27 protein-coding genes and 1 tRNA gene are annotated in these 25,374 nt (G+C 60.9%); 20 read left to right on the plus strand and 8 right to left on the minus strand.

Annotated features, from left to right (window positions below; all coding sequences use genetic code 11):
* Position 1 precedes the first annotated feature (1 nt).
* Genes QSV77_RS10465 through QSV77_RS10475 form a run of 3 tightly spaced genes read right to left on the minus strand, consistent with a single transcriptional unit; the run spans position 2 to position 2,759 of the window.
* A complete protein-coding gene (locus QSV77_RS10465) occupies positions 2-784 on the minus strand; it encodes a heme ABC transporter ATP-binding protein (protein WP_302733393.1) in 783 nt (260 codons plus the stop codon).
* A complete protein-coding gene (locus tag QSV77_RS10470) occupies positions 781-1,869 on the minus strand; it encodes an iron ABC transporter permease (RefSeq protein WP_142840552.1) in 1,089 nt (362 codons plus the stop codon). Before QSV77_RS10470 ends, QSV77_RS10465 begins: the two co-directional genes overlap by 4 nt.
* Positions 1,866-2,759 (minus strand): hemin ABC transporter substrate-binding protein, encoded by an 894-nt coding sequence (locus QSV77_RS10475; RefSeq protein ID WP_302733394.1) that lies wholly within the window; start codon positions 2,757-2,759, stop codon positions 1,866-1,868. The genes QSV77_RS10470 and QSV77_RS10475 overlap by 4 nt, the downstream gene beginning before the upstream one ends.
* A 197-nt stretch (positions 2,760-2,956) precedes the next feature.
* Between QSV77_RS10475 and QSV77_RS10480 the strand changes: the two genes are divergently transcribed.
* The 5 genes from QSV77_RS10480 to QSV77_RS10500 all read left to right on the plus strand — a co-directional run bounded on the left by QSV77_RS10480 (position 2,957) and on the right by QSV77_RS10500 (position 6,471).
* Positions 2,957-3,304 carry an antibiotic biosynthesis monooxygenase gene (locus tag QSV77_RS10480; RefSeq protein ID WP_269703467.1) on the plus strand — a complete coding sequence of 116 codons (348 nt, stop codon included), beginning with the start codon at positions 2,957-2,959 and terminating at the stop codon, positions 3,302-3,304.
* Positions 3,305-3,312: 8 nt separating this feature from the next.
* The gene (gene hutX, locus QSV77_RS10485) at positions 3,313-3,834 is read left to right on the plus strand and encodes a heme utilization cystosolic carrier protein HutX (protein WP_302733395.1); all 522 of its coding nucleotides are present in this window, start codon (positions 3,313-3,315) and stop codon (positions 3,832-3,834) included.
* A 331-nt stretch (positions 3,835-4,165) separates the two neighbouring features.
* Positions 4,166-4,942: a YbaY family lipoprotein gene (locus QSV77_RS10490; protein WP_142840556.1), complete on the plus strand. Its 777-nt coding sequence runs from the start codon at positions 4,166-4,168 to the stop codon at positions 4,940-4,942.
* 206 nt (positions 4,943-5,148) lie between these two features.
* The gene (gene purU, locus QSV77_RS10495) at positions 5,149-6,033 is read left to right on the plus strand and encodes a formyltetrahydrofolate deformylase (protein WP_302733396.1); all 885 of its coding nucleotides are present in this window, start codon (positions 5,149-5,151) and stop codon (positions 6,031-6,033) included.
* Positions 6,034-6,141: 108 nt separating this feature from the next.
* Positions 6,142-6,471, plus strand: a complete 330-nt coding sequence (locus tag QSV77_RS10500; RefSeq protein WP_302733397.1) for a hypothetical protein — start codon at positions 6,142-6,144, stop codon at positions 6,469-6,471.
* Between the two features lie 54 nt (positions 6,472-6,525).
* Here the strand turns inward: QSV77_RS10500 and QSV77_RS10505 are convergent, their stop codons facing one another.
* Together QSV77_RS10505 and QSV77_RS10510 are read right to left on the minus strand one after the other, a co-directional pair.
* The gene (locus tag QSV77_RS10505) at positions 6,526-7,902 is read right to left on the minus strand and encodes a sensor histidine kinase (RefSeq protein ID WP_302733399.1); all 1,377 of its coding nucleotides are present in this window, start codon (positions 7,900-7,902) and stop codon (positions 6,526-6,528) included.
* Positions 7,899-8,579, minus strand: coding sequence for a response regulator transcription factor (locus QSV77_RS10510; protein WP_010972345.1), 681 nt, complete (start codon positions 8,577-8,579; stop codon positions 7,899-7,901). Before QSV77_RS10510 ends, QSV77_RS10505 begins: the two co-directional genes overlap by 4 nt.
* A gap of 81 nt (positions 8,580-8,660) precedes the next feature.
* On the opposite strand from QSV77_RS10510, the gene QSV77_RS10515 reads away from it, so the two are divergent.
* From QSV77_RS10515 to QSV77_RS10570, 12 genes are all read left to right on the plus strand, one after another.
* Positions 8,661-9,728 carry an ABC transporter substrate-binding protein gene (locus QSV77_RS10515; protein WP_302733404.1) on the plus strand — a complete coding sequence of 356 codons (1,068 nt, stop codon included), beginning with the start codon at positions 8,661-8,663 and terminating at the stop codon, positions 9,726-9,728.
* 343 nt (positions 9,729-10,071) lie between these two features.
* Complete coding sequence (locus tag QSV77_RS10520) at positions 10,072-11,016, plus strand: tripartite tricarboxylate transporter substrate binding protein (RefSeq protein WP_142840561.1); 945 nt, start codon at positions 10,072-10,074, stop codon at positions 11,014-11,016.
* A complete protein-coding gene (locus QSV77_RS10525; protein WP_302733407.1) occupies positions 11,013-11,507 on the plus strand; it encodes a tripartite tricarboxylate transporter TctB family protein in 495 nt (164 codons plus the stop codon). The genes QSV77_RS10520 and QSV77_RS10525 overlap by 4 nt, the downstream gene beginning before the upstream one ends.
* Positions 11,508-11,600: 93 nt before the next feature.
* On the plus strand, positions 11,601-13,118 hold the full coding sequence (locus QSV77_RS10530; RefSeq protein ID WP_020809148.1) for a tripartite tricarboxylate transporter permease: 1,518 nt from the start codon (positions 11,601-11,603) through the stop codon (positions 13,116-13,118).
* Between the two features lie 129 nt (positions 13,119-13,247).
* Positions 13,248-13,508: a hypothetical protein gene (locus tag QSV77_RS10535; RefSeq protein ID WP_142840563.1), complete on the plus strand. Its 261-nt coding sequence runs from the start codon at positions 13,248-13,250 to the stop codon at positions 13,506-13,508.
* A 344-nt stretch (positions 13,509-13,852) separates the two neighbouring features.
* A complete protein-coding gene (locus QSV77_RS10540; RefSeq protein WP_269703449.1) occupies positions 13,853-14,788 on the plus strand; it encodes a siderophore ABC transporter substrate-binding protein in 936 nt (311 codons plus the stop codon).
* 76 nt (positions 14,789-14,864) lie between these two features.
* On the plus strand, positions 14,865-15,830 hold the full coding sequence (locus tag QSV77_RS10545) for an ABC transporter permease (RefSeq protein WP_302733411.1): 966 nt from the start codon (positions 14,865-14,867) through the stop codon (positions 15,828-15,830).
* Positions 15,823-16,791, plus strand: coding sequence for an iron chelate uptake ABC transporter family permease subunit (locus QSV77_RS10550; protein WP_142840566.1), 969 nt, complete (start codon positions 15,823-15,825; stop codon positions 16,789-16,791). The genes QSV77_RS10545 and QSV77_RS10550 overlap by 8 nt, the downstream gene beginning before the upstream one ends.
* The gene (locus QSV77_RS10555) at positions 16,788-17,546 is read left to right on the plus strand and encodes an ABC transporter ATP-binding protein (protein ID WP_302733412.1); all 759 of its coding nucleotides are present in this window, start codon (positions 16,788-16,790) and stop codon (positions 17,544-17,546) included. The genes QSV77_RS10550 and QSV77_RS10555 overlap by 4 nt, the downstream gene beginning before the upstream one ends.
* Before the next feature lie 122 nt (positions 17,547-17,668).
* Positions 17,669-18,157 carry a DNA starvation/stationary phase protection protein Dps gene (gene dps / locus QSV77_RS10560; RefSeq protein ID WP_271362369.1) on the plus strand — a complete coding sequence of 163 codons (489 nt, stop codon included), beginning with the start codon at positions 17,669-17,671 and terminating at the stop codon, positions 18,155-18,157.
* Between the two features lie 81 nt (positions 18,158-18,238).
* Positions 18,239-18,475 (plus strand): hypothetical protein, encoded by a 237-nt coding sequence (locus tag QSV77_RS10565; protein WP_302733413.1) that lies wholly within the window; start codon positions 18,239-18,241, stop codon positions 18,473-18,475.
* Positions 18,476-18,831: 356 nt separating this feature from the next.
* Positions 18,832-18,906: transfer RNA gene (locus QSV77_RS10570), tRNA-Gly, on the plus strand.
* 153 nt (positions 18,907-19,059) lie between these two features.
* Here the strand turns inward: QSV77_RS10570 and QSV77_RS10575 are convergent.
* The gene (locus QSV77_RS10575) at positions 19,060-19,893 is read right to left on the minus strand and encodes an aldo/keto reductase (RefSeq protein WP_302733414.1); all 834 of its coding nucleotides are present in this window, start codon (positions 19,891-19,893) and stop codon (positions 19,060-19,062) included.
* Positions 19,894-19,954: 61 nt separating this feature from the next.
* Positions 19,955-21,136 (minus strand): MFS transporter, encoded by a 1,182-nt coding sequence (locus QSV77_RS10580; protein ID WP_302733415.1) that lies wholly within the window; start codon positions 21,134-21,136, stop codon positions 19,955-19,957.
* A 161-nt stretch (positions 21,137-21,297) separates the two neighbouring features.
* Here QSV77_RS10580 and QSV77_RS10585 point away from each other — a divergent pair, with 161 nt between their 5' ends.
* Positions 21,298-22,197: a LysR family transcriptional regulator gene (locus QSV77_RS10585; protein ID WP_059758867.1), complete on the plus strand. Its 900-nt coding sequence runs from the start codon at positions 21,298-21,300 to the stop codon at positions 22,195-22,197.
* Between the two features lie 9 nt (positions 22,198-22,206).
* On the opposite strand, the gene QSV77_RS10590 is transcribed toward QSV77_RS10585, so the two are convergent.
* Entirely contained in the window at positions 22,207-23,106 is a 900-nt protein-coding gene (locus QSV77_RS10590) for a LysR family transcriptional regulator (RefSeq protein WP_302733416.1), read from the minus strand.
* A 135-nt stretch (positions 23,107-23,241) separates the two neighbouring features.
* On the opposite strand from QSV77_RS10590, the gene QSV77_RS10595 reads away from it, so the two are divergent.
* Both QSV77_RS10595 and QSV77_RS10600 read left to right on the plus strand, forming a co-directional pair.
* Positions 23,242-24,039 carry an alpha/beta hydrolase fold domain-containing protein gene (locus QSV77_RS10595; protein ID WP_271362372.1) on the plus strand — a complete coding sequence of 266 codons (798 nt, stop codon included), beginning with the start codon at positions 23,242-23,244 and terminating at the stop codon, positions 24,037-24,039.
* A gap of 53 nt (positions 24,040-24,092) precedes the next feature.
* Positions 24,093-25,280, plus strand: coding sequence for an efflux RND transporter periplasmic adaptor subunit (locus QSV77_RS10600; protein ID WP_269703437.1), 1,188 nt, complete (start codon positions 24,093-24,095; stop codon positions 25,278-25,280).
* Positions 25,281-25,374 lie beyond the last annotated feature (94 nt).

Genomic DNA, 25,374 nt, shown 5'->3' on the forward strand with positions numbered 1-25,374 from the left:
CCTAGCGGTGTCGCGACTGTGGTAACACATAAGGAATGTGCCGCGCCGGCAGCCTACCGACCACGCCGCCAATGCCATAGACCCGCGCAATCGTCTCGTCGCTGATGGTTTCCAGCGATGGTCCACTGGCCGTCACCCGGCCGCCATGCATGACGATAAGTTGATCGGCAAACTCCGCCGCAAGGTTGAGATCGTGCAGGATGGCAAGCACGAGACCGCCACCAGCCGCGAAATCGCGCGCGGTTTCCAGAACTGCGATCTGGTGGCCGATATCGAGACTTGCCGTCGGCTCATCGAGAAACAGCGCCCGCACCTCGCCATTTTCCACCGGAAAGGGCACCTGCGCCAGGGCGCGTGCAAATTGCACCCGCTGCTGCTCGCCGCCCGAAAGCATGTTGTAGGAGCGCTGCTCGAAGCCCCTCAAACCCGCCTTGGCAAGCGCCCGGCGGGCCTGTTCTTCCGGCGCGCGTGACCCCTGCGCCACCGCCCCCATGCGCACGATTTCAAGTGCGGTGAAGGGAAAGGCAAGCTGGGTGTTCTGCGGCAGCACGGCCCGCAGGCGGGCAAGCTGGACCGGCTTGAACAGCGGCAGGGCGATGTCGTTATAGGTCACCGAACCATGTTCCGGATGCAGCTCACCGCACAGAACCTTCATCAGCGTGGATTTACCCGCACCGTTCGGGCCGATGATGACATTGACCTTGCCCGGTTTCAGATCGACGCTGACGTCGTCCAGCAGGCGGCGACCGGAGCGGATGAGAGTGATGTTTTCGGCCCGGATCATGACGCATTCCGCATGGAAAAACCGCCGCGGCCCAGCAGCAGGAACAGGAAGACCGGCGCGCCGATCAGCGCGGTCACCACACCGATGGGCAGTTCCGCCGGAGCCGCCACCGTGCGGGCGAAGCTGTCTGCCAAGAGCAGAAGTGCGGCGCCGCCCAGCGCCGAGGCCGGCAGCAGGAAGCGATGTGACGGACCGATGGCGAGACGCAGAAGATGCGGCACGACGATGCCGACGAAACCGATGGAACCGGCCGCCGCCACACTTGCCCCGCAGGCGGCGGCAACGGCCAGGATGACGATCCGCTTCAGCCGCTGCACCGGAATGCCCATGTGGAAGGCGGCGGCATCGCCCAGAATCAGCGCATCCAGCCCACGTGCGACGAAGGGAATGATGGCCAGGACGACGATGATGAAGGGCAAGGTAGCAAGCACCTTGGCGGGAGTTGCCCCACCAAGTGAGCCGAGCGACCAGAAGGTGATGTCACGCAGCGCCCGGTCGTCGGCGACGAAAATCATCAGGCCGGTCAGCGCGCCGCTGATTGCCGCAACCGCAATACCGGCCAGAATGAGCGTGGTGGTGGAGGTGGCGCCATCCTTTGTAGCGATCAGATAAAGCACCCAGGTGTTCAGGAGCCCACCGAAAAACGCCATCAGCGGCAGAAAATGCGGGCCGAAAAACACCGCAACCGTGGCAAGCGCGCCTTCCCCGAGAGAAATCGCGGCAACCGCAAACAGCGCTGCACCCGAGGTGACACCGACAATGCCGGGATCTGCCAGCGGATTGCGGAACAGCCCCTGCATCATCGCGCCGGAGACACCGAGCCCCGCGCCGATCAACATGCCGAGCGCCGTGCGTGGCAGGCGCACCGCTTCGAGAATGATTTTGTCACGGGCGTCGAGTTCAGCCGCGCCGCCGGTAAGATAGGTGAAGAGCTCGGAAATGCCGACGCCCGTCGGTCCACTGACAAGCGACACGCCACAGGCAAACAGCAGGATGCCGACAAGCACGGCAAGCGTGACGACCCCCTGCCGGGATCTGTCGCCGGCAACCCTGCCCTCAGCGGAGCTCAAGGCAGCAAGGCTCACGGCTTTACCGCCTCCGGGTAAAGCTTCGCTGCCAGTTCACGTCCGGCGGCCGGCGTACGCGGACCAAAACCGATGAGATAAAGCCCGTCCATGCTGATCAGCGCCTTTGAAGCCGCAGCCGGCGTGGACTGGAAGGCGGGCAGCGCAAAAATCTCGGCCGCCTTGGCGGCATGGTCGCCGCGCGCCATCGTCAGCACCACATCGGGTGCAGCGGCAATGACCGCCTCATCCGTCAGCGGCTTGTAGCCACTGATTTCCTGAGCGGCATTGATACCGCCGGCCATTTCGATGATCGCCGCGGCTTCCGTATCCTTGCCCGCCGCCATGACGCGGCCGCCGGCACTGGAGAGCACGAAAAGAACACGCTTCCTGCTCTTTTCAGGCACCCCCGAAACATCCTTGGCAAGCGCATCCAGTCCGGCCCTGGTCTCCGCCGCCAGCGCCTTCGCCTTGTCGGAAAGCCCCACGGCCGCGCCGACATCCTCGATCTTCTTCGGTATCGCATCGCCGCTTGGCGGTGTATCGACCGTGACGAAAGGCACCGCACTGGCCTTGAGAATAGCAACGACATCCGCCGGGCCGGAGCCGTCTTCGGAGAGGATGAGATCCGGTTTCTGCGACAGAATGCCTTCCGAAGACAGCGCCCGCATATAGCCGATGTCAGGCTTGGAGAGCGCATCCGCCGGATAGCTGCTGGTGCTGTCGCGCGCCACGATGCGGTCCTGCGCACCCAGCGCATAGAGGATTTCCGTCACCGTACCGCCCACCGCGACGATGCGTTTCGCCTCCGGATTACCCTTGTCCGAAGCCATGGCAGCCGGCGCGGCAAAGGCGATTGCGGCGGGCACGAGTGCGGCGAAAACAAGCGGACGAAGGCGAAAATTCAACATGGCGTTATCCTGAAACACGACACAAACACGGGCGGGCGCGGCTTTGCCCGCACCATTTAACTTGAGTTCTTTGCACATGTTTATGAGCCGCGCAATCAATAAGTGGAGTAAATTTGTTCGCTTTGTCGTGAGCCTCTTCCCAACGTCGCCGCGGCTGGATATCCTGACTGAAACAGGAAACTTAAAGGGAGAATTCCATGTTTATCGCAATGAACCGTTTTCGCGTCGTGCCGGGTTACGAGGAAACCTTCGAATCCATCTGGCGCGAACGCAAATCGCACCTCAGCGAATTGCAGGGCTATATCGAATTCCACATGCTGAAAGGCCCCAAGGCCGACGACCACACGCTTTATGCCTCGCACACCGTGTGGGCCACCAAGGACGATTTCCTCGCCTGGACGAAATCCGAACAGTTCCGCGCCGCCCACGCCAGGGCCGGTGATAATCGCGGCAAGGTAGAATATCTCTCCGGCCCGCATTTCGAAGGCTTCGACGTCATCATCCATGAAGACAAGAATGGCGAACGCCGTTCGATTGCTGCCTGAGGCAACCAATGAGCATTGCAGCCCAAAAGACCGATGACCGGCAGGCCCGCGCCGCCGCAGCCCTTGCCGAAAAGCCCGACGGCATCGTCGAAGCCATTGCCGCCAAGGCCGAGGTGACGCCGGCCGAAATTCTGGCGATCCTGCCGCAAGGCGCCGCCGTTTCCGCTGCCGGCGACCGTTTCGACGTGATCTGGAACGAGATGCGCGGCTGGGGCGAAGTCCTCATGATCGTGCAGACCGGCGATATCGTGCTGGAAGTGCCCGGCCACCTGCCGGAAGGCAGTGAAAGCCATGGCTGGTTCAACATCCATGGCGACAGCCCGATCGGCGGTCACATCAAGAAGGACAATTGCGCCGGCATAACCTTCGTCGACCGCGGTTTTCACGGCCGCCGCTCCTGTTCCGTCTGGTTCATGAATGCCGCCGGCGGCGCCATGTTCAAGATTTTCGTCCGCCGCGACGAAAGCAAGGAACTGCGCGCCGAGCAACTGGCGAAGTTCGAAGCATTGCGGGACGGTTTCCGCGGCTGAGGTGAGCCGGAGGCTGCACCCCGAGGAATTGCTTTCCACGGCTGCGGCGACCTCTCCTAGCCCTCATTCCTGTGCTTGCCACAGGAATCTAGTCAGCCCAAGTCCTTGGGCTGAAAAGACTCCTTTGCCGCGTGGACACGCGGGAGCTGGATTCCTGTGACAAGCACAGGAATGAGGGTGGAGATGCCTCGGCTCTCGCAATCGCACACACCATCACCACCCCGAACCTCTCCTCGAGCATTCGGGGGAACATCCATCGGTTCATCGCCCGTTCAGTGCCGTTTTCTATCATCCGTTGAAATTCGACCGGAAACCGCACGGAGCAAGCCCCATGAATGATCGCCAGCCTCTTCTTTCCCGCCGCAGTTTTGCCGGGCTTGTTGCGCTCGCCCCGCTTTTTGCGGCAGGCGGCGCGGCTGCCGCACCGGCAAGCCTGCGCGGCACCGTCTCCTATCGTGAGCGCATCGCCCTGCCGCCGGGCGCAACCGTGACCGTACGGCTGATCGATGTATCGCTGGCGGATGCGCCGTCGCAGACCATTGCCGAAACCACCATCCGCCCACGCGGCCAGGTGCCTGTGCCCTTCGTGCTGCGTTATGACGACCGCGACATCAGGGGCCGCCGCTCCTATGCGCTGAGCGCCGAAATCCGTGACCGCGACCGGCTGCTCTTCACCACCACGCAGCGCTATTCGGTACTGACAGGCGGCCGGGATAATACCGACCTCGTGCTGGAGCGTGTGGGTGCCGGCCCGGGCAGGCCGGAACCGGAAGCCGGCATTGACGGGCGCTGGCTGGTGCAGGACATCAGAGGCGAGCGGGTTCGTGGCCGCCGCCAGGCGACGCTTGAAATTTCCCGCGATGGCCGCGTGTCAGCCAATGCCGGCTGCAACGGCATTGGCGGTGAAGTAAAAATCAGCCGCAACCGCGTCGATTTCGGCCGGATGATTTCCACCCAGATGGCCTGCGCTCCTGATATCATGCGCCAGGAACGTCAGTTCATCGATGCGCTGGAGGGCGCGCGCTCCTTCAGGCTGGAGCCGCGCCGCGGCACGCTGGAACTGATCGACGGCCGCGGCCGCACGGCCATGCGCCTGCGCCGCGCCTGAGGCCGTAACGGCCCCGCTGCAATGCCTGCCGCCGCCGTGCTGGCCGTGGAACATTCCATGTCGCTTCCGGCACGGCGCGGGTGCCTTTCCCGTTTTATGACTTTGGCTGCGTTCGTCTTGGCGCTTTGCTCTGCCGCAAAGCTGCGCTATGGAACGCGCCAAACCGCGTCGGCTCAAGCCGGCGCGACGTCTTTGAGGGAAAACGCATGACATCCTATGTTCTGACAGTGGCCTGCAAATCGACCCGCGGCATCGTCGCCGCGATTTCCGGTTATCTGGCGGAAAAAGGCTGCAACATCGTCGACAGTTCGCAGTTCGACGATCTGGAAACCGGCAAGTTCTTCATGCGGGTCTCCTTCATTTCGGAGGAAGGCGCGTCCCTGCAGGCCATCACCGAGGGCTTTCAGCCGGTCGCGGAGAAATTCAGCATGCAGGCGGACATCTATCCGGATGGCCAGCGCATGAAGACATTGCTGATGGTGTCGCGTTTCGGCCATTGCCTCAACGACCTTCTCTACCGCTGGAAGATCGGCGCGCTGCCGATCGACATCGTCGGCGTCGTTTCCAACCATTTCGATTACCAGAAGGTCGTCGTTAATCACGACATCCCCTTCCACCACATCAAGGTGACGAAGGAGAACAAGCCGAAGGCCGAAGCACAGCTTATGGACCTGGTCGAGACCAGCGGCACGGAACTCGTCGTGCTGGCCCGTTACATGCAGGTTCTCTCCGATGACCTGTGCCGCAAGATGTCGGGCAAAATCATCAACATCCACCACTCCTTCCTCCCCTCCTTCAAGGGTGCCAACCCCTACAAGCAGGCCTATGAGCGCGGCGTGAAGCTGATCGGTGCGACAGCGCACTACGTCACCGCCGATCTCGACGAAGGCCCGATCATCGAACAGGACACCGTGCGCGTCACCCACGCGCAATCGGCCGAGGACTATGTCTCGCTTGGCCGCGACGTGGAAAGCCAGGTACTGGCCCGCGCCATCCACGCCCACATCCACCACCGCACCTTCATCAACGGCAACCGCACCGTGGTCTTCCCGCCAAGCCCGGGAAGTTATGCTTCCGAACGGATGGGGTGAGATAACGGCACAGCCGAACTGAACGATGCGGAATTATTTTCACCGACCGGCAACCGAGCAACTCATGTAGCCGTTTCTTGACCGTAGCCCAACAGCGAGGTCATTCACATGAAAAAACTGGTCATTGCCGGCGCCGCGTTTCTCATCGCGGCAGGGTCTAGTTTTGCCCAACAGCCGCCTCCTCCGCCAACCCCGGGAGCAGCCGACGCCGGCCCCAGGGCAGATGCACCGCCCCCGCCACCGCCCGGCCCTGATGGTCAGAAACATGCCGGTTGGCGGGATGGTCCGCACGGCAAGAGAATGCCGCCGCGCTCCAAGACAGCTCATTTCCGCCTGGAAGACGGCGAGCGCAAGATCGATGTGAAATGTGCTGACGATGAGCCGATGAAGGCCTGCGCAGACATCATGATGCAAATCATCGACAAGATGAACGAATAACGCCAGTCGATGTCCCATTGGACGGCATAGTGGGGCGGTTTTGAATGCGCCGCCTCACCCGAAGCGTATTCTTGCCCTCAGGCCCCGCCCGTCCGCGCCATCTTCCAGCGTTAGCCGCCCGCCGAACAGCCCGGCGATTTCCTCGACGATGGCAAGGCCGAGGCCGGCGCCGGGGGCGGCGTTTTCTTCGCCGCGGGCGAAGCGCTGGCGCACCATGGCGCGTTTTTCAGGCGGAATGCCGGGGCCGTTATCGTCCACTTCCAGCCAGACCGTGCCAGTCTCCCTGCCGACACGCACGGTGACTTCCGCCCCACGCCCGGCATAGTTGATGGCATTAGAAACGAGGTTGCCGATCAGCTCGCCGATCAAGAGCGGCTCGGCAAGAATGGTCGCTTCGCCCTCGCCTTCGAAACCGAGATCGATGCCGGCGTCGGCCGCGCGCGGCACGAAATCGGCGGTCACGTTCTGCGCAACGGCCACGAGGTCTATCGCGGAAAAATCGTGTTTTTCGCTGGAGCCGGCGGCGTCGATATTGGCCATGCGCAGAAGCTGGGCGAGGATATGTTCGGCATGCGCCACCGACGCGCCGCCCTTCCGCGCCGCCGCCTGCGCTTCCTCTAAACTTCCGGCACGGGCGGAAAGCGCTAGCTGGGTGCTGATGATGGCAAGCGGTGTGCGCAGCTGGTGGCTGGCATTGCCGGTGAAATGCCGGAGCGCATCGAGCGCCGATTGCAGCCGCACCATGAAGGAATTGACGGTCTCCACCAGATTTTCCACCTCCACCGGCACGGATTGACGGATGGGGTGCAGATCGTTCGGGCTGCGCTCGGCAATGGCTTCACTGAGCCGGTAAAGCGGTCTCAGCGAAATCGTCACCGCGATCCAGACAATGATCGCCGCCCCCGCGATCATCAAAAGCAGCCGCAGCGCGGAACGCAAAATGATGGCCTGCGCCAGCTGGCTGCGGGCAATGGTGGTTTCGGCAACCGTCACGGAAAACGGCACGGAATTGATGCCGGTGGAAGCAAAACGCCTGATAGCGGCAATACGGATCGGCTCGTCGCGAAACACCGCATCGCGATAGGCGGGCGTATCGCCATTCGTGTTCTCCACCGTCGGCAGGTTCTGGTAACCGGTGAGGAATTGCCCGTTCGGCCCGTCGACACGGTAAAACACCCGATCCTGCGCCGCAGATGTCAGCATTTCCAGCGCGACATAGGGAATATCCACTTCCAGAGAGCCGTCTTCGGCCACCACCACCCGCTCGGCAATGGCAAGTGCGGAACCTGAGAGCACCCGGTCGGAGACGACATTGGCGGTGTTGACCGCCTCGCGCCAGGTATCGGTCAGCGCAACACAGCCGATGATGGCGGTGGAGATGAGAAGCCAGCCTAGAAGTCGCCGCCTGAGCGAATAGGCGGCCTGTCTCATTCAGCCATCTCCGGCAGCTTTTCCAGATAATAACCGATGCCGCGCGCCGTCTTCACCGTCAGCCCGTGGGGAGCGAGCCGCTTGCGCAGGCGGCTGACATATTGCTCGATGGCATTGGCGGAAATATCGTCATCGAAGCCGGTCAGCGACTGCACGATCGCCTCCTTGGCGACTACCTTGCCTGCCCGCATAAACAGCACTTCCAGCAGCGCCACCTCGCGTGCCGGAATATCAAGCGGACGCCCATCGGCCGAAAAGGTGCGCGATGTGAGATCAAACAACACCTTGCCGAAACTCAGCGCCGAGGAGCGCAGACCGGCATTGCGGCGCAGCAGCACCCGCACCCTTGCCTCGAATTCGGTGATGTCGAAAGGCTTGATCATGTAGTCGTCAGCGCCAAGATCGAGCCCCTTGACCTTTTCCTCCGGCGTGCCGCGCGCCGTCAGGATCAACACCGCCGCCTTGTCCTGGCGCGAACGCATGGAGCGCAGCACTTCGATGCCGTCCATTTCCGGCAGGTTGAGATCGAGAATGACCAGATCGAAACTTTCAGCCGCAATCGCCGCATCGGCGGACGCGCCGTCGGAAACCACGTCCACCGCATAACCACTGCCACGCAGCAGCGCCGAAAGACCTTCCGACAGCACCTGATTGTCCTCGACCAGCAAAATACGCAAATCTTCCTCCTGCAGCATTCCCGAGTTTAACCAAGCCCTTACCGCTTGTGAATGGCAAGCGCCTGCGGCATGATCTTTTCCATGCGTATCTGTCTTCTTCTTTGTCTCTGTCTCTGCATGGCCTCGCCCGCGCTTGCGCAGGTTGCCGTTTTTCCGGCGCCATCAGGCAAGGCGGATGCGCAAACGCTGGTGGTTTATTCCTCTCTGGATGAACCTCTGGCAACGCCGATGATCGAGGGTTTCCAGAAGGCCAATCCTGATATCGCCGTCCATTACGAGGATATGCTGACCGGCGAAATCTATGACCGCATCGTCAAGGAAACCGATGCCGGCAAACAGACCGCCGATTTCGCCTTCTCTTCCGCCATGGATCTGCAGGTAAAATTGAGCAATGACGGTTACGCCCAGCGCTCGGATCTCGCCATGAGCGCCCGCTGGCCCGCCTGGGCCAACTGGCGCAACACCGCCTATGCGCTGACCTTCGAGCCGGCGGTCTTCGTGTATCACAAGCCGAGTTTCACCACCGAAAGGCCGCCCGCCACCCGCGCTGAATTCGTCAATTACCTCGAACACCACGCCAAGGAAGTATATGGCCGCATCGCCACCTACGATATTGAGCGCTCCGGTGTCGGCTTCCTGTTCATGTCGCGGGACCAGGAGCAGTTCGGCGACATCTGGAGCGTCATCAAGGCCATGGGGGCCGCAGGCGTGAAGGTCTATTCCACCTCCTCGGCCATTCTGGAGCGCGTTTCCGACGGCCGCTTCGTGCTGGGCTATAATATTCTCGGCTCCTATGCGGCGGACTGGGCCTCACGCCACCCCGATGTCGGCATCGTCTTGCCCAAGGATTATACCGTGGTCATGTCGCGCATCGGGCTGGTGCCGGAAGCCGCCGCCAATCCCGAACTCGGCCGCCGTTATCTCGAATTCTTCATGTCCAAGGAAGGCCAGACGATCATGGCCCGGCAATTGCAGATCCCGGCCGTCAGCCCGGAAGTGGCGGGCGAAAACACCGCCAACACCATGCAGGCCATCCACGGCGCGCAATTGCGCCCGGTCCCCGTCAGCCCCGGCCTGATGGTCTATCTGGATCAGGTCAAGCGCAGCCGGCTGATCGAGCGCTGGAACGAGGCGTTGCGCTCGCAATAGGTTTTGAGCGCCCCACCATCCCTCATTCCTGTGACAGGCACAAGGATGAGGCAGCGGCAGGCTTTGAAAGCGCTGATCCGACACACCACTGTGGACGTCCGGCACAAATTAATAGAGAGTAAATGCGCAAGGACTTGCGTAGCGTCAGTTAGATGACAGCTTTTTGTGATGCTCTGCAATCCTTCTTCATTCCGTGGAGGCGGAAGAAGATGCGGGAGGAAATCTTGAGGATTGCCAAGGCCCTGCGCTGAGTTCTCAGCGCCGGCACAGATGCGCCCTGAAGCCCCCTTCCGCATAAACGAAAAACGACGCCCAAAAGGGCATCCTGAGGAGGGTTTTCTAAGTGAAACATTTTCTTATCGGCACATTTCTGGCGGGCGTGATCGCTCTTCCGGCGGTTGCAGCGGATTACACCATCATTGCCCCGGCCAACCCCGGCGGCGGCTGGGACCAGACCGCACGTTCCCTGCAGACCGTGCTGCAGGAAGAAGGCATTTCCAAGAGCGTTCAGGTGCAGAACGTACCGGGCGCCGGCGGCACCATCGGTCTTGCGCAGTTCGCCAGCCAGCAGAAGGGCAACCCGAACGCCCTCATCGTCGGCGGTTACGTGATGGTCGGCGCGATCCTCACCAACAAGTCGCCTGTCACCCTCAATGAAGTGACGCCGATCGCCCGCCTGACCGGCGAATATGAAGCCATCGTCGTTCCGGCATCTTCGCCGCTGAAGACCATCGGCGACCTCGTCGAACAGCTGAAGAAAGACCCGGGCAGCGTTTCCTGGGGCGGCGGCTCTGCCGGCGGCACCGACCATATCGCCGTTGGCCTGATCGCCAAGGCGGCTGGCGTTGATCCGACCAAGATCAACTACATCGCTTATTCCGGTGGCGGCGAAGCGCTTGCCTCGATCCTCGGCTCGCAGGTCACGGCCGGTATTTCGAGCTACGGCGAATTCGAAAGCCAGGTCAAGGCCGGTACGCTGCGCCTGCTCGCCGTTTCCAGCGAAGAGAAGCTGGAAGGCGTTGACGCACCGACGCTGAAGGAAAGCGGCCTTGATGTCGTCGTCCAGAACTGGCGCATGGTTGCCGCTGCTCCCGGCCTGACGCCGGAACAGGAAAAGGCCGTTAGTGCAGACGTCGAAAAGCTGGCGAAATCCGCCAAGTGGCAGGAAACCCTGAAGACCAAGAGCTGGATGGACACCTACCTTTCCGGCGACGAGTTCAAGGCACAGCTTGCCAAGGACACTGCCGCTACCGAAACGATCCTCAAAGACATCGGACTGGTAAAATGAGCCAGGGTTCCAACCCTTCCGAGCATCAAAAGCGCCGCCCTGATTGGGCGGCGCTGGCGATCGCCGTCTTCCTCGTCCTCATTGCCTGCGTGATCTTCTGGGACAGCGCGCGTCTCGCCAGCGTCACCGGTTATTCGCCGGTCGGCCCGGCAACCGTGCCTTATGCCATCAGCTTCTGTCTTGTCGGCCTGGCGCTCTGGACAGCCGTTGAGGCTTGGCGCGGTGATTTTCCCGAACGCGACAGGCAGGAAATCGCTCCGGTCGTCTGGGTCATTGCCGGTCTCGCCGCGCAGATGCTGCTGCTGAATGTGGCGGGTTTCTCCATTGCCACGGGTCTGCTTTTCGCCTTCACGGCGCGCGCCTTCGACAAACGCAAACTCTGGTATTCGATCCCCATCGGCATCGTTCTGAGCTTTGCCATCTGGTTCATTTTTGCGCGCCTGCTGCAGCTTTCGCTGCCCGCCGGACCTCTGGAACGGCTGTTCTTCTAACAGCCATTCCGCCAAATTCGAGATCACAGGAAACCGCAGGCGCGCGATGACGCATACGCCAGCCGTTCCGCCCGCCTTGGGGGAAATCTGTCCATGAGTACGTTTGAATTCCTGCTGCACGGTCTTGAGGTTGCTGCCCAACCCATGAACCTGCTCTATGCGCTGATCGGCGTCACGCTCGGCACCGCCGTCGGCGTTCTGCCCGGCATCGGCCCGGCGCTGACGGTGGCGCTGCTTCTGCCCGTCACCTACAGGCTCGACCCCGCCGGTTCGCTCATCATGTTCGCCGGTATCTATTATGGCGGCATGTATGGCGGATCGACCACCTCGATCCTGCTCAACACGCCGGGCGAAAGCGCCTCTATCGTCACAGCGCTCGAAGGCAACAAGATGGCCCGCAAGGGCAGAGGCGGCCCGGCGCTGGCCACCGCCGCCATCGGCTCCTTCGTCGCCGGCCTTATCGCCACCATCGCGCTCGCCTTCATCGCGCCCTATATCGTCAAGCTGGCGCTGGTCTTCGGCCCGCGTGAATATTTCGCGCTGATGGTGCTCGCCTTCGTCACCGTTTCCTCCGCTTTCGGGGATTCGGCACTGCGCGGCCTCACCTCGCTGTTCATCGGTTTTGCGCTTGCCATCGTCGGCATCGATCAGCTGACCGGCCAGACCCGCATGAGCTTCGGCATTCCCGATCTGCTCGACGGTGTGGAAGTGACGACACTTGCGGTTGCCATGTTCGCCATCGGCGAAACGCTGTTCATCGTCGCCCAGGGTAGCACCGGCCCCGACAAGGTCGAAGCCGTCAAGGGCTCGGTCTGGATGAGCGCGCAGGACTGGGCACGCTCGTGGAAAGCCTGGTTGCGCGGCACGCTGATCGGCTTCCCCATCGGCGCCATGCCGGCAGGCGGTGCTGAAATCGGCACCTTCCTGTCCTACGCCACCGAAAAGAAGCTGACCAAATATCCGGAAGAATTCGGCCATGGCGCCATCGAAGGCGTCGCCGGTCCGGAAGCCGCCAACAATGCTTCTGCCGCCGGTACGCTGGTGCCACTGCTGACGCTTGGCCTGCCGACGACGGCAACCGCCGCCATCATGCTCGCCGGCTTCCAGCAATATGGCCTGCAGCCCGGCCCACTGCTGTTCGCCACCAATCCGCAGCTCGTCTGGGGCCTGATCGCCAGCCTGTTCATCGCCAACCTGATGCTGCTGGTGCTCAACCTGCCGCTCGTCGGCCTGTGGGTGAAGCTGCTGACCATTCCGAAGCCCTGGCTCTACGCGGGTATTCTGCTGTTTGCGACACTCGGCACCATCGGCGCAAACCCGTCGGTCTTCGAACTCGGCATGCTGCTCGCCTTCGGTATCCTCGGCTATATCATGCGCATCTTCGGTTATCCGATTGCGCCTGCGGTCGTTGGCCTCATCCTCGGCCCGCTTGCCGAACAGCAGCTGCGCCGTGCACTTGCCATCGGCCAGGGCGACCCGACGGTGCTGTTCACCTCGCCGATCGCCGTTGGCCTGTTCATCGTCGCGGCAGCCGCCTTCATCATCCCGCTGATCATGCGTATCCGCGGCCGTGGTGAAGTGCTGACGCAGCTTGCCGCCAACGAAGACTGAGAAATCACGAACCTCCCAAGGCAACTGGCCCCGTATCTTCGGATGCGGGGCCTTTTTTATTCACGCCAACGGGATATGTGGCACATGCGCAGCCGTGATAGGATCACTCTCCAAACCTGGGAGAAAAACATGCGCACGATCGCGATCATGATGGTTCTGGCCCTTGCCGGCTGCTCCACCGCCGCCCCCGATGTGGAACCCATTCCCGGCAGCATCACCTATGGCGGGCAACCCCGTACCAAACTCACCAAATCCCCCATCGGCAGCACGCTCAGCAATGAATTTGTCATGGAGGACGGGCGGTTTGCCGTGGAAACCTATCGGGTGCAGCCGGACCGGTCGCTGAAGCTGGAGAGGCGCGAAATTGTTGGTGACTGGCCGCCGGATTGACAGCGGCTGTCACGTTGGTCGTGATGGGTAAAACAGACGGGTAAAAGGCACCGACAAAATTGACGCCGGCCTTTCCTTCCCCTCAACGTCATCCTCGGACTTGATCCGAGGATCCATCACCACCGCCGCAGTGGATCCTCGGGTCAAGCCCGAGGATGACGGGGAAGAGGTTCGAGCAGATGTTTCATCTGCCCCCCACATTTCCCGCTCACCGCAATTCAGAACCGTTCTAAAACATATTTTTGATTTCCGCCGACCTTGTCAATAAAGCTGATAACGAACATCAAGTTAACCCGACGGAAAGCTTTCCGCCGGACCGGAACCATATTGCAAGGGACATATTCGTGGCCATCAACTTCACCTTCCCCGTTCGGCTGCTGGCGGCAGCAGCCTTCAGCCTTGGCGCGATGACCGCAGGCGCGCAGGAAATGACGATCAAGCACGCGCAGGGCGAGACCGTACTGAAAGCGGCACCGAAGAAGGTTCTGGTTCTGGATATTCCCTCGCTTGACAATCTCGATGCGCTGGGCGTCGAGCCGACAGGCGTCGTCGGCTCCAACCTGCCGGCCTATCTGCAGAAATATGCCGACGGCAAATATCTGAAGGTCGGCACGCTGTTCGAACCCGATTACGAGGCGATCAATGCGGCTGAAGCCGATCTCGTCATCGTCGGCGGCCGTTCGCGGGCGAAGTATCCTGACGTTTCGAAGATCACGCCCGCCATCGACATGTCGATCGATTCCAAGGAATTCATCAACAGCGTCAAAGGCAACATCACCAAGCTCGGCGATATCTTCGGCAAGCAGGAAGAAGCAAAGAAGCTCGACGCCGCCCTCGACGAAAAAGTCGCCAGGCTGAAAGAGATCGCCCCGAATTCCGGCACGGCGATGATCCTCCTGACCAATGCCGGCAAGGTCGGTGTGTATGGCCCAAGCTCGCGCACCGGCTGGCTGCACACCGAAATCGGCTTCAAGCCGGTCGCCGCCGACATTGATGACCGCTTCGACCGCGGCGATGTCGTCTCCTTCGAATATCTGGCCGAGGTCAATCCCGAGTGGCTGTTCGTGATCGACCGTGACGCCGGCATCGGCCGTGCCACGGACCCCGGCAAGGCCGCCGCGCAGGTGCTGGACAACGAACTGATCCACCAGACCAATGCCTGGAAGAAAAAGCAGATCGTCTATCTCGATCCGCAGGCGGCCTATATCGTCAGCAGCGGTTATACGGCGCTCAACACACTGCTCGATCAGGTCTACAAGGCCGTCTCCGAGAAGAAGTAACCCCTGCCGAACATCATCAGGGCTCCCGATGGCTTGAGGCCGCCGGGAGCTTTCGCCTTTTCCGGAAACTGCCAACGTGAAGTCCCTTTCACTGATATCAGCCCTTCTTCTGGCCTTGACGCTCGCCATCGTCAGCCTGTTCGTCGGCGTGAGCAACGTTTCGCTCACAACGCTCTTTTCGCCTGATACGAGCGCGGATGCGCTGCGCGTGCTGCTCGTCAGCCGCATTCCGCGCACGCTGGCGTTGATCTTGGCCGGCAGCTCAATGGCGATTGCCGGTCTCATCATGCAGATGCTGGTGCGCAACCGCTTCGTGGAACCTTCGACGGCCGGCACGACCGAATCCGCCGGTCTCGGCCTTCTCGTCGTTACCCTGTTTGCACCCGAAATGCCGATCTTCGGCAAGATGCTGGTGGCAGCCGTTTTCGCACTCGCCGGCACGGCGCTTTTCCTGCGTATCCTGAGACAGGTGCCGCTGCGCGATGTGCTGCTGGTGCCGCTGATCGGCATCATGCTCGGCGGCGTCATTTCCGCCGTAACCACATTCTTCGCCTATCGTTTCGACCTGCTGCAATCGCTCGGCGCATGGATGACCGGCGATTTTTCCGGCGTGCTGCGCGGCCGGTATGAATTGCTCTGGGTCGGTTTCCTCTTCGCCATTGCCGCCTATCTCGCCGCCGACCGCTTCACCGTGGCCGGCATGGGGCGCGACTTCACCACCAATCTCGGCCTCAACTACCGCCGGGTGATGGCGCTCGGCCTCACAATCGTTTCGCTGGTCAGCGCCGTCGTCGTCGTCACCGTCGGCATGATCCCGTTTCTCGGCCTGATCGTGCCGAATGTCGTCAGCCTGATGATCGGCGACAATATGCGCCGCTCCGTGCCCTGGGTGGCAACGCTTGGCGCGGTCTTCGTGCTTTCCTGCGACATCATCGGTCGGACCGTGCGCGCGCCATACGAGATACCGATCGGCACCGTGGTCGGCGTCATCGGCAGCGCGCTGTTCCTCTATCTCCTGCTGCGGAAACGCCACCATGCGTGAGAGACATCCCGACCGGCGTGCAAAAACCGTTCTGCTCGTGCTCGCGGCATTCGCACTCATCTCCATGGCCGCCTTCATGACACTCGGCGCAAAAGGGAGCTGGAGCTTCGTACTGCCGTTTCGCGGCATCAAGCTTCTGTCGCTCTTGCTGGTGGCCTATGCCATCGCCGTCTCCACGGTGCTGTTCCAGACCGTCACAAACAATCGCATCCTCACCCCTTCGGTGATGGGTTTCGATTCGCTTTACGTGCTGATGCAGACCGGGCTGATCTTCGTCTTCGGCTCGGCAACCGTTGTCATGATCGATCCGCAGCTGAAGTTCATCGTTGAAACCGCGCTGCTCGTCACCTTTTCCGCCCTGCTCTATCGCTGGCTTTTCGTTGGCGCGGAACGCAGCCTGCATCTTCTCGTACTGGTCGGCATCGTCTTCGGCGTCTTTTTCCGCAGCCTCTCGGGCTTCATGCAGCGCGTGCTCGACCCGAACGAATATACGGTGCTGCAGGACGTGCTCTTCGCCAGCTTCAACTCCATCGATCCCACGCTTCTGACGATCTCGGCGATCATCATCGGTGTCGTGACCATCATCGGGCTGCGCCTCCTGCACACGCTCGACGTCCTCTCGCTTGGCCGGGCAACGGCCATCAGCCTTGGCGTCGACTATAAACGCACGGTCACGATCATCCTCGTGCTGGTCTCCGTGCTCGTCGCCGTCTCAACCGCGCTCGTCGGCCCGGTCATGTTCTTCGGCCTGCTGGTCGCCGCCCTTGCCCATTATCTCACCGGCAACAGCAAACACGCCTATGTGCTGCCGGCGGCGATTCTCATCGCCATAATCTGCCTCGTTGGTGGCCAGGTGGTGCTGGAGCGGGTCTTCGCCTTCGATACGGCACTTTCCATCATCATCGAATTCCTGGGCGGCATCGTCTTTATCGGTCTTATTTTAAAGCGGGGTGCGCGATGATCATCGCCAGTCAGATCAGCAAATCCTATGGCGACACGCTCGTCGTCGACGGCGTCTCCGTCTCCATTCCGGCAGGCGGCGTCACCTCGATCATCGGCCCGAACGGGGCGGGAAAATCGACGCTGCTTTCCATCGTCGCGCGGCTGATGTCCATGGATGCAGGAACCGTGACGGTCGATGGTCTGGATGTGAGCAAGACCGCTTCCGACACGCTGGCAAAACGCCTTTCGATCCTGCGGCAGGACAACCACATCTCCTCACGCCTGACGGTGCATGATCTCGTCGGTTTCGGCCGTTACCCCTATTCCAAAGGCCGCCCGACCATAGAGGACAAGGTCCATATCGACCGGGCGCTGGAATATCTCAATCTCGAACCGCTGGCCGGCCGCTTTCTGGACGAGCTTTCCGGCGGCCAGCGCCAGCGCGCCTTCGTGGCCATGGTTCTGTGTCAGGACACGGATTATGTGCTGCTCGACGAGCCGCTCAACAATCTCGACATGAAACACGCCTCCAGCATGATGAAGATCATGCGCAAGGCAGCCGACGAATTGAAAAAGACCGTGGTTCTGGTGTTGCACGACATCAACTTCGCCTCCTGGTATTCCGACACCATCATCGCCATGCGCGAGGGCCGCATCTGCCATCAGGGACCGGCGGAAGAAATCATCCGCCCGGAGATTCTCAAGGACATCTACGACATGCCGATCCGCGTCGAGGACATAGACGGCCGGCGCATCTGCCTGTTTTACGAATGACATGATGATTGCGCAGGATTTTTGCCGCTGCGGTGCTTAACATGGAACAGGGCCACAGGCCCGGACGTTAATCGACAGACTTTTCCAAAGCGGCATTCCGTCCGCAACTTCAGGAGACATCGATGAAGACGCACAAGACGAAAAACGATCTGCCTTCCAACGCGAAATCGACCGTGATCGGCATTCTGAATGAATCGCTGGCCTCGGTGATCGACCTTGCGCTTATCACCAAGCAGGCACACTGGAACCTGAAAGGCCCGCAATTCATCGCCGTCCACGAACTTCTCGACACCTTCCGTACCCAGCTCGACAATCACGGCGACACGATTGCCGAACGCGTCGTGCAGCTTGGCGGCACGGCGCTCGGCAGCCTGCAAGCCGTCTCTTCAACGACGAAGCTCAAGGCCTATCCGACCGATATCTATAAAATTCACGACCATCTCGACGCTCTGATCGAGCGTTATGGCGAGGTGGCGAACATGATCCGCAAGGCGATCGACGATTCCGACGAGGCCGGCGATCCGACGACGGCCGATATTTTCACCGCCGCCTCGCGCGATCTCGACAAATCCCTGTGGTTCCTCGAAGCACACGTACAGGAAAAGAGCTGAGCCAAAGGCATTAGCAGCCGGCTCATCACAGCAAAGCGCCCGAGAGACTCGGGCGCTTTTTTCGTAAAGATGATGCCATCAATGGCGGCGCAGAACCGCAAGCCCTATGTCGCGCAACATCTCATGATCCAGAATGCCGCGCTGGGCGCTGCGGATCAAAATTGCTGCACATTCATTGGCAACATGGCTGCTGCGATCTTGAAGGCACTCGAAACAAACACCATCGAAAATATTCTGCAGATCGGTGATTTGTTCTGGCGACAATTGCGCGCCGACTCTTTCAAAAGCTGCGTACGACAAGGCTCATCCTCCCGATGATGATATGCCAAGTATCGTTTCTTTTTTTCGTGGGCATCAATTTTGTACACCCGAACGAATCACTTGTCGAATCAGATTTTAACCAAATGTAAACAGGTTATTTTCTGCACTACCGGTTATCCGCGCGCCCTCTGCCGTGGCAATAAAGACCATCAGAAACAACGCTTTCGCCCGCCCCTGACTGCATATGGCGCTGCCTCCGGCGCGCCCCTTCGAATAAAGCAGCAGCCGGAAGGATTTCCACCGAAACCGCAAAAGAAACTATTGCATTCCAAAATCGATTGAGCGATATAGCACCCGTCGCCGAACTTCGGCGGTCCGCAGTCCAGCGAACTACCCCGGACGAGCGGTTTTGAGCGGGTGTAGCTCAGGGGTAGAGCACAACCTTGCCAAGGTTGGGGTCGAGGGTTCAAATCCCTTCGCCCGCTCCAGTTTTCCCGGATCGATAGATAAAGATTTACGCGGGTTGTTGTGCCGGGTGATCATTCTGGCAAGCCCGGATGCGTGACCAATTTCGGCATTCGTGGCGGTTTCCCGCACATGCATGAAACCGGGAGGAGTTGCCCCCTCCCGGCCGTCACATTTCAGGCAGCTTCATCCCACACGGGCGCCAGCCCATCCGGCGAGACGATACGGCCATCCGGTTTGGCGAGAGCGTGGATCGCCGCCATTTCATCAGCCGACAGCGCAAAATCGAAAATCGCGAGGTTTTCATCAACGCGGGCTTCACTGACGGTTTTGGAGAGAGCAACAACGCCCTCCTGCTGTACCAGCCAGCGCAACACCACCTGCGCCACGGATTTACCCCGGCTTGCGGCGATATCCTTCAGCACCGGATCGGCAAAGACCTTACCGTCAGCCATGCCGTAATAACCGGTGACCGACATGCCCGCTTCTCTGGCAGCCGACATCACCACGTCCTGATCGATATAGGGATGGTATTCGATCTGATTGGTGACGATCGGCGCTTTGGAGAGCTTCACCGCTTCGGCCATCAGCACCGTATTGAAGTTGGAAATGCCGATATGGCGCACCTTGCCGGCCTGCCGGACCTCGTTCAGCGCGCCGATCTGCTCGGAGAGCGCCACCGCCTCGTTCGGCCAGTGCAAAAGCAGCAGATCGACATAATCGGTCTTCAGCTTTTTCAGGCTTTCATCAACCGAGGCGAGGAAGGCATCGTGCCGGTAATTCTCGACCCAGACCTTGGTGGTGAGGAAGATATCACCCCGTGCCACGCCGGAGCCGGCGATGGCCTCACCCACTTCGGCCTCGTTGCCGTAAATCTGGGCCGTGTCGATATGGCGAAAACCGGCTTTCAGCGCGTGCGGAACGATGCGCAGGACATCCGGGCCGGGAATGCGGAAGGTGCCAAAGCCGAGCGCCGGAATGGAAGCGCCATTGGCGGTAACGTCAAACATATATTTTCTCCTTTGAAGTGGCCCGGCCGACTTGGGAGCGGCCGGGAATTTTATAAAAAGTTCAGGCGGTTTTCAGCGTCAGCGCGGCGCGGCGATCAAGAGCGCTGCTCCAGAGGGTCAGCAGCAGGGCGACGGCGACGAGGATGGCGCCGACCCATGGGGTTGCGGCAAGACCCATCGGCGATTCCACCACCAGACCACCGAGCCATGCGCCGATGGCGATGCCGAGATTGAAGGCGGCGATGTTGAGCGCCGAGGCAACATCGACCGCGCCGGGGCGGTGCTCCTTGGCCAGTTGCACCACATAAAGCTGCAGGCCGGGAACATTGGCGAAGGACAGGAAACCGAGCGCGGCAAGTGTGATGAGCGTCAGCACCGGCGAGACAGCCGTGAAGGAAAAGACGAGCAACACGATGGACTGCGCCAGGAAGAGGCCGACCAGCGCCTTGACCGGGTTATGGTTGGCGATCTTGCCGCCGCCGATATTGCCGGCGGCAATAGCGATGCCGTAAAGCACAAGGATCAGGCTGACGCTCTTTTCCGAAAAACCGGTTACGTCCTGCAGGATCGGCGCAAGGAAGGTGAAGGCGACGAAGGTGCCGCCGTAACCGAGTGCGGTCATGGCAAAAACGATGAGCAGACGGCCGGAACCGAGAACGCGGACCTGATCGAGCAGGCTGGCAGGCGGCGCCTTCTTGAGCGTGTTCGGCAGAAGGGCGGCAATGCCGAAGAAGGCGATGACGCCAAGCCCGGCAACGGCCCAGAAGGTCGCGCGCCAGCCGAACACCTGGCCGATATAGGTACCGAGCGGAACGCCGGTGACGATGGCGACCGTCAGACCCATGAACATCATGGCAATCGCCGAACCACGACGGTTTTCCGGCACGAGATCCGCGGCAATCGTTGCGCCGACCGAGAAAAACACGCCATGGGCAAAGGCTGCGATGACGCGGGCAACGAGCAACATCTCGTAGCTGGGAGAAAGCGCCGCAGCGCTGTTGCCGATGATGAACAGGGCCATCAGGCCAAGCAGCAACGGCTTCCTTTCAATCTTTCCGGTCAGCGCCGTCAGGATCGGCGCACCGAAGGTGACGCCCAGCGCATAAACGCTGACGATGAGGCCGGCAAGCGGCAGGGTAATGTGAAGATCGTTGGCAACCGTCGGCAGAAGGCCGACGATGACGAACTCCGTGGTGCCGATCGCATAGGCCGCGATCGTCAGGGCAAATATGGCCAATGGCATGACGAATACCTCTTCGCCCGGAGCGGGATCGCGGGCGTTCTGGACAGCGACGCCGTCCGGTTGGATCAAATCTATGGACGCAATATGGGCGAAGGGGACTTGCATGATAATCGGTAAGGTCGGATAAATACTTTTGAATTGATTTCACAGGTGGTGCGGCGATGGACAATCGGGCCGGAGAAATGGAAGTCTTCGTGGCGGCGGCGGAACTTGGCAGCTTTTCCGCCGCCGGGCGCAGGCTGAAGCTTTCACCCTCGGCCGTGAGCAAGCTTGTCACCCGTATCGAAGACCGCCTCGGTACCCGGCTGCTTGCCCGCTCCACCCGGCTTGTCACGCTCACACCGGAGGGCGAAGTCTATCTTGCGCGGGCAAGGCGCATTCTCGCCGACATAGCCGAGACCGAGCAGATCGTGGCGAGCGGCGGCAAGGTGGTGCCGCGCGGCCTTTTGCGCGTCAACGCCACGCTGGGCTTCGGCGAACGTTATCTCCTGCCGCTTGCGCCGGAATTTTTGTCGCTTTATCCGGAAATCGAGTTGGATATCTCGCTGACCGACGGCGTCATCAGCCTGATCGAGGAACGCACCGATATCGCCATCCGCTCGGGCGCGATGGGAGATTCATCCCTGAAGGCGAGAAAGCTTAAAGAGGTGCGCCGCGTCATCGTCGCCTCCCCCGCCTATATCGAACGACACGGCATGCCGGAAAAACCGCAGGATCTGGCGCGGCACAATTGCTTCAGCTTCAATTTCAGCCGCAGCCTCAACGAATGGCCATTTCGCAACCCCGGCTCTACGGAAGTCTACCGCTTGCCCGTAACGGGCAATGTCTCGGTCAACAGCGGCATGGCCATGCGAAGGCTCTGCCTGACGGGCCTGGGGCTGGGAAGGGTCGGCGAATTTCATATCGAGCCGGATATCGAGGCGGGCCTGCTCGTGCCGGTGCTGGAAGACTATAATGCCGAGGAGATGGAGGTGATCCACGCGGTTTATGCCGGTCACGAACACCTGGCTGCCCGCGTTCGCGCCTTCATCGATTTTGTCGCAGCAAGGGTCGGGCGATGACTGGCCGCCTCAGACCAGACCGTGCACCAGCTTGGCGAGCCAGTCGACAAAAACCCGCACCTTGTTGGTAACGTGCCGGGTCTGCGGATAAACGACATAGATCGGCATGGCTTCGCGCTGCCATTCCGAAAGGACCGGCACCAGTTCGCCGCGCGCCAGGTGATCTTTCACCATGAAGATCGGCAATTGCACGATGCCCATGCCCGCCAGCGCGGCATTGAGATAGGTGCGGCTGTCATTGACGGAGACCACATAATTCGGGGTCAGCTCGACGCTGCGCACACCATTGTCGAAAGAGGCCGGCATGATCTGGCCGGTGGTGGCATTGAGATAACCCACCGAATAATGATCCTTCTCCAGATCTTCGGGTTCGCGCGGCATGCCGAAATTTTCGATGTAGGATGGCGAAGCGAATGTCTCGAACCTGAGTTCGCCCACTTTACGGGCAATCAGCGACTGATCGCGCAGCACGCCAACCCGGAGCGCGCAGTCGACATTTTCGGCAATATAGTCGACCAGCCGGTCGCCGACGCCGAGATCGAGACGGATTTGCGGATAACGCTGGTAAAATTCGCAAAGATGTGGGATAACCACGAGGTCCGCAAAGACACCCGCCATTTCCACACGCAACCGGCCGGATGGCTGCACCTGCGCGCTGGACATGCTACCGTCCAGTTCTTCGATTTCCGACAAAATTTGTGAGGCTCGCTCATAATAGAGAGCGCCATCAGTCGTCAGCATCACCCGCCGCGTGGTGCGGTTGAGAAGCGTGGTCTGCAGATGCGCCTCCAGCGCCTGCACCATATTGGTAACGGTCGTTTTGGGCATGTTCAGCGCGGTGGCGGCGCGGCTGAAATTGCCGGTCTCGACGACGCGCGTGAAGACCCGCATGGCGGAAAGCTGATCCATCGAAGCTATTATCCGTTTTTTTGGAATAGTGTTTTCATTTTGACGTACTTGATCGTTTTCTCTCGAACAATAATATGAATTTCAGATTTTGCAAATATGGTGAACTGCCGATGGCGGTACACGGGACCGGATCAAATGAAGGCGCACTGGGAAAACATCGAATGCTGTGGGGCCCCTGCATCCCAGCTTTCCGTGCGCCGATATGAGAGCGCCGGCCTGTGCAGCCATCCGCCTGTGATCCTTTATCTGCGGGGTGGTTCGTTTCTGGAAAAGGGCGGCAACTGCCCGGAACTTCCGGTGGCGCGCGCCCTGGCGGAGAGCGGTGCCATCGTTGTCGAGGCTGATTATAGCAAGCCATCCGGCAACGAGTTTCCGATGGTGATCGATTGCGCTTTCGAAGCGCTCGACCATCTGAGCCGGGACCGCAAACATTATGGCAGCGCGAAATCGCTGCTGTTCGTGGCCGGCGAAGAGGCAGGCGGCAATGTGGCGGCGGGACTTGCGCTTAAAGCCCGTGACCGCATGCCGGGCAAGCTCGCCGGGCAAATTCTTCTGTCGCCCATGATCGACCCGATGATGACGACGGAATCCTTTCGCGACGCGGACAGGATCGGCATGCGTGAGCGCTGGGCGGATGGCTGGAGCCATTATCTTGCCAAGGCCTGTGGGTTCTTCCACCCCTATGCCGCGCCCTGCCAGTGTACGCGGCTGAACCGGGTGGCGCCGGCGCTGATCTTTACCGCCGAGGACGACCCTCTGCGCGACGAAACGGTCGGTTATGCCGACAGGCTCATCGCCTCCGGAGTCAGCGTCCGACAGCATGTTTTCCCCTCCGGCGTCGGCTGGACGGGGCTTTATCAAGGAGAGGGCGGCGGATGGGTCTCATCCGTCTGTTCGGAGTTCAAGACCTTCGTTGACCAGTTGAGACACTGATACTGCATATTTTAAGACACTGACGGCTCCTGAACCGAGCCAAGGAGAACCCCATGACGCTGAACACAAAGCGCCGGGCCCTGACGGGCGCCGGCATCGGGCTAGCTATGTCCGTTGCAGCCGCAGCGCTGTTTTTCGACCTGCCCACCAGCCGCGATGCCACGGCAGCTTCCACGCCCGCCGAGACGCCGGCTATCCCGGTCACCGTCGCCAAGGTGGAGAGCCGCGACGTCATGCGCTGGGAAGAGTTTTCCGGCCGTCTCGAAGCCGTTGACCGGGTGCAGATCCGCTCCCGTGTCGCTGGCCAGATCAAGGCCGTGCATTTCCGCGAAGGCGCACTGGTGAAGGAAGGCGACCCCCTCTTCACCATCGATCCCGCCCCCTATCAGGCTGCCGTTGCCGGCGCTGAGGGCCAGGTCGCTTCCGCTGAAGCCAAGGTCAGCCTTGCGAAAACGGAACTCGACCGTGGCCGCCGGCTTTCCGACAATCGCACCATCTCCCAGAGCGATCTCGACCAGCGTCAAAGCTCGTTTGCGGATGCCGAAGCCCAGCTTCGCGCCGCCCGCGCCGCACTGACCACGGCGCAGCTCGATCTTGGTTACACCGAAATCCTCGCCCCGGTTTCCGGTCGTGTCGGCCGCATTGAAATCACCGCCGGCAACCTCGTCGCCGCCGGCTCCACATCGCCGGCGCTGACGACACTGGTATCGGTCAACCCGATCTATGCCAGCTTCAATGCCAGCGAAGGCGTGGTGGCCAAGGCCCTTGCCGAACTGCCGCAGACGGATGGCGCCCTGCCGGCTCTCGAACAGATCCCGGTGGAAATCGGCACGCTTTCGGATGAAGGCACGCCGATCAAGGGGACGCTGCACCTGATCGACAACCAGGTGGATTCGGCAAGCGGCACCATCGGTGTCCGCGCCGTCTTCGAAAATCCGGATGGCAGGCTCATTCCCGGTCAGTTCGTGCGGGTGCGCATGGGCGAACCGAAGCCGGAAAACCGCATCGTCATCAGCGACCGCGCCATCGGCACGGATCAGGACAAGCGTTTCGTCTTCATCGTCGATGCCGAAAACAAGGTAAGCTACCGCCAGATCAAGCCCGGTGCACCGGCTGATGGCCAGCGCATCATCGAAAGCGGCCTTGCCGCCGGTGATACGATCGTCGTCAATGGCCTGCAGCGCATTCGCCCCGGTGCCACCATCGCACCGCAGGCGGAAGACAAGGTTGCCTCGCAGTAACCCGTCTCTTTGATCAGTAAGCGTCCCGCCTCCCGCAAGACGCCCCTTCAGACAGAACCGGCCTTCACCGGCGGCAGGATTGCCGCCGGAACGG

Source organism: Agrobacterium sp. V1, from assembly GCF_030518355.1.
Taxonomy (GTDB): Bacteria; Pseudomonadota; Alphaproteobacteria; order Rhizobiales; family Rhizobiaceae; genus Agrobacterium; species Agrobacterium cucumeris.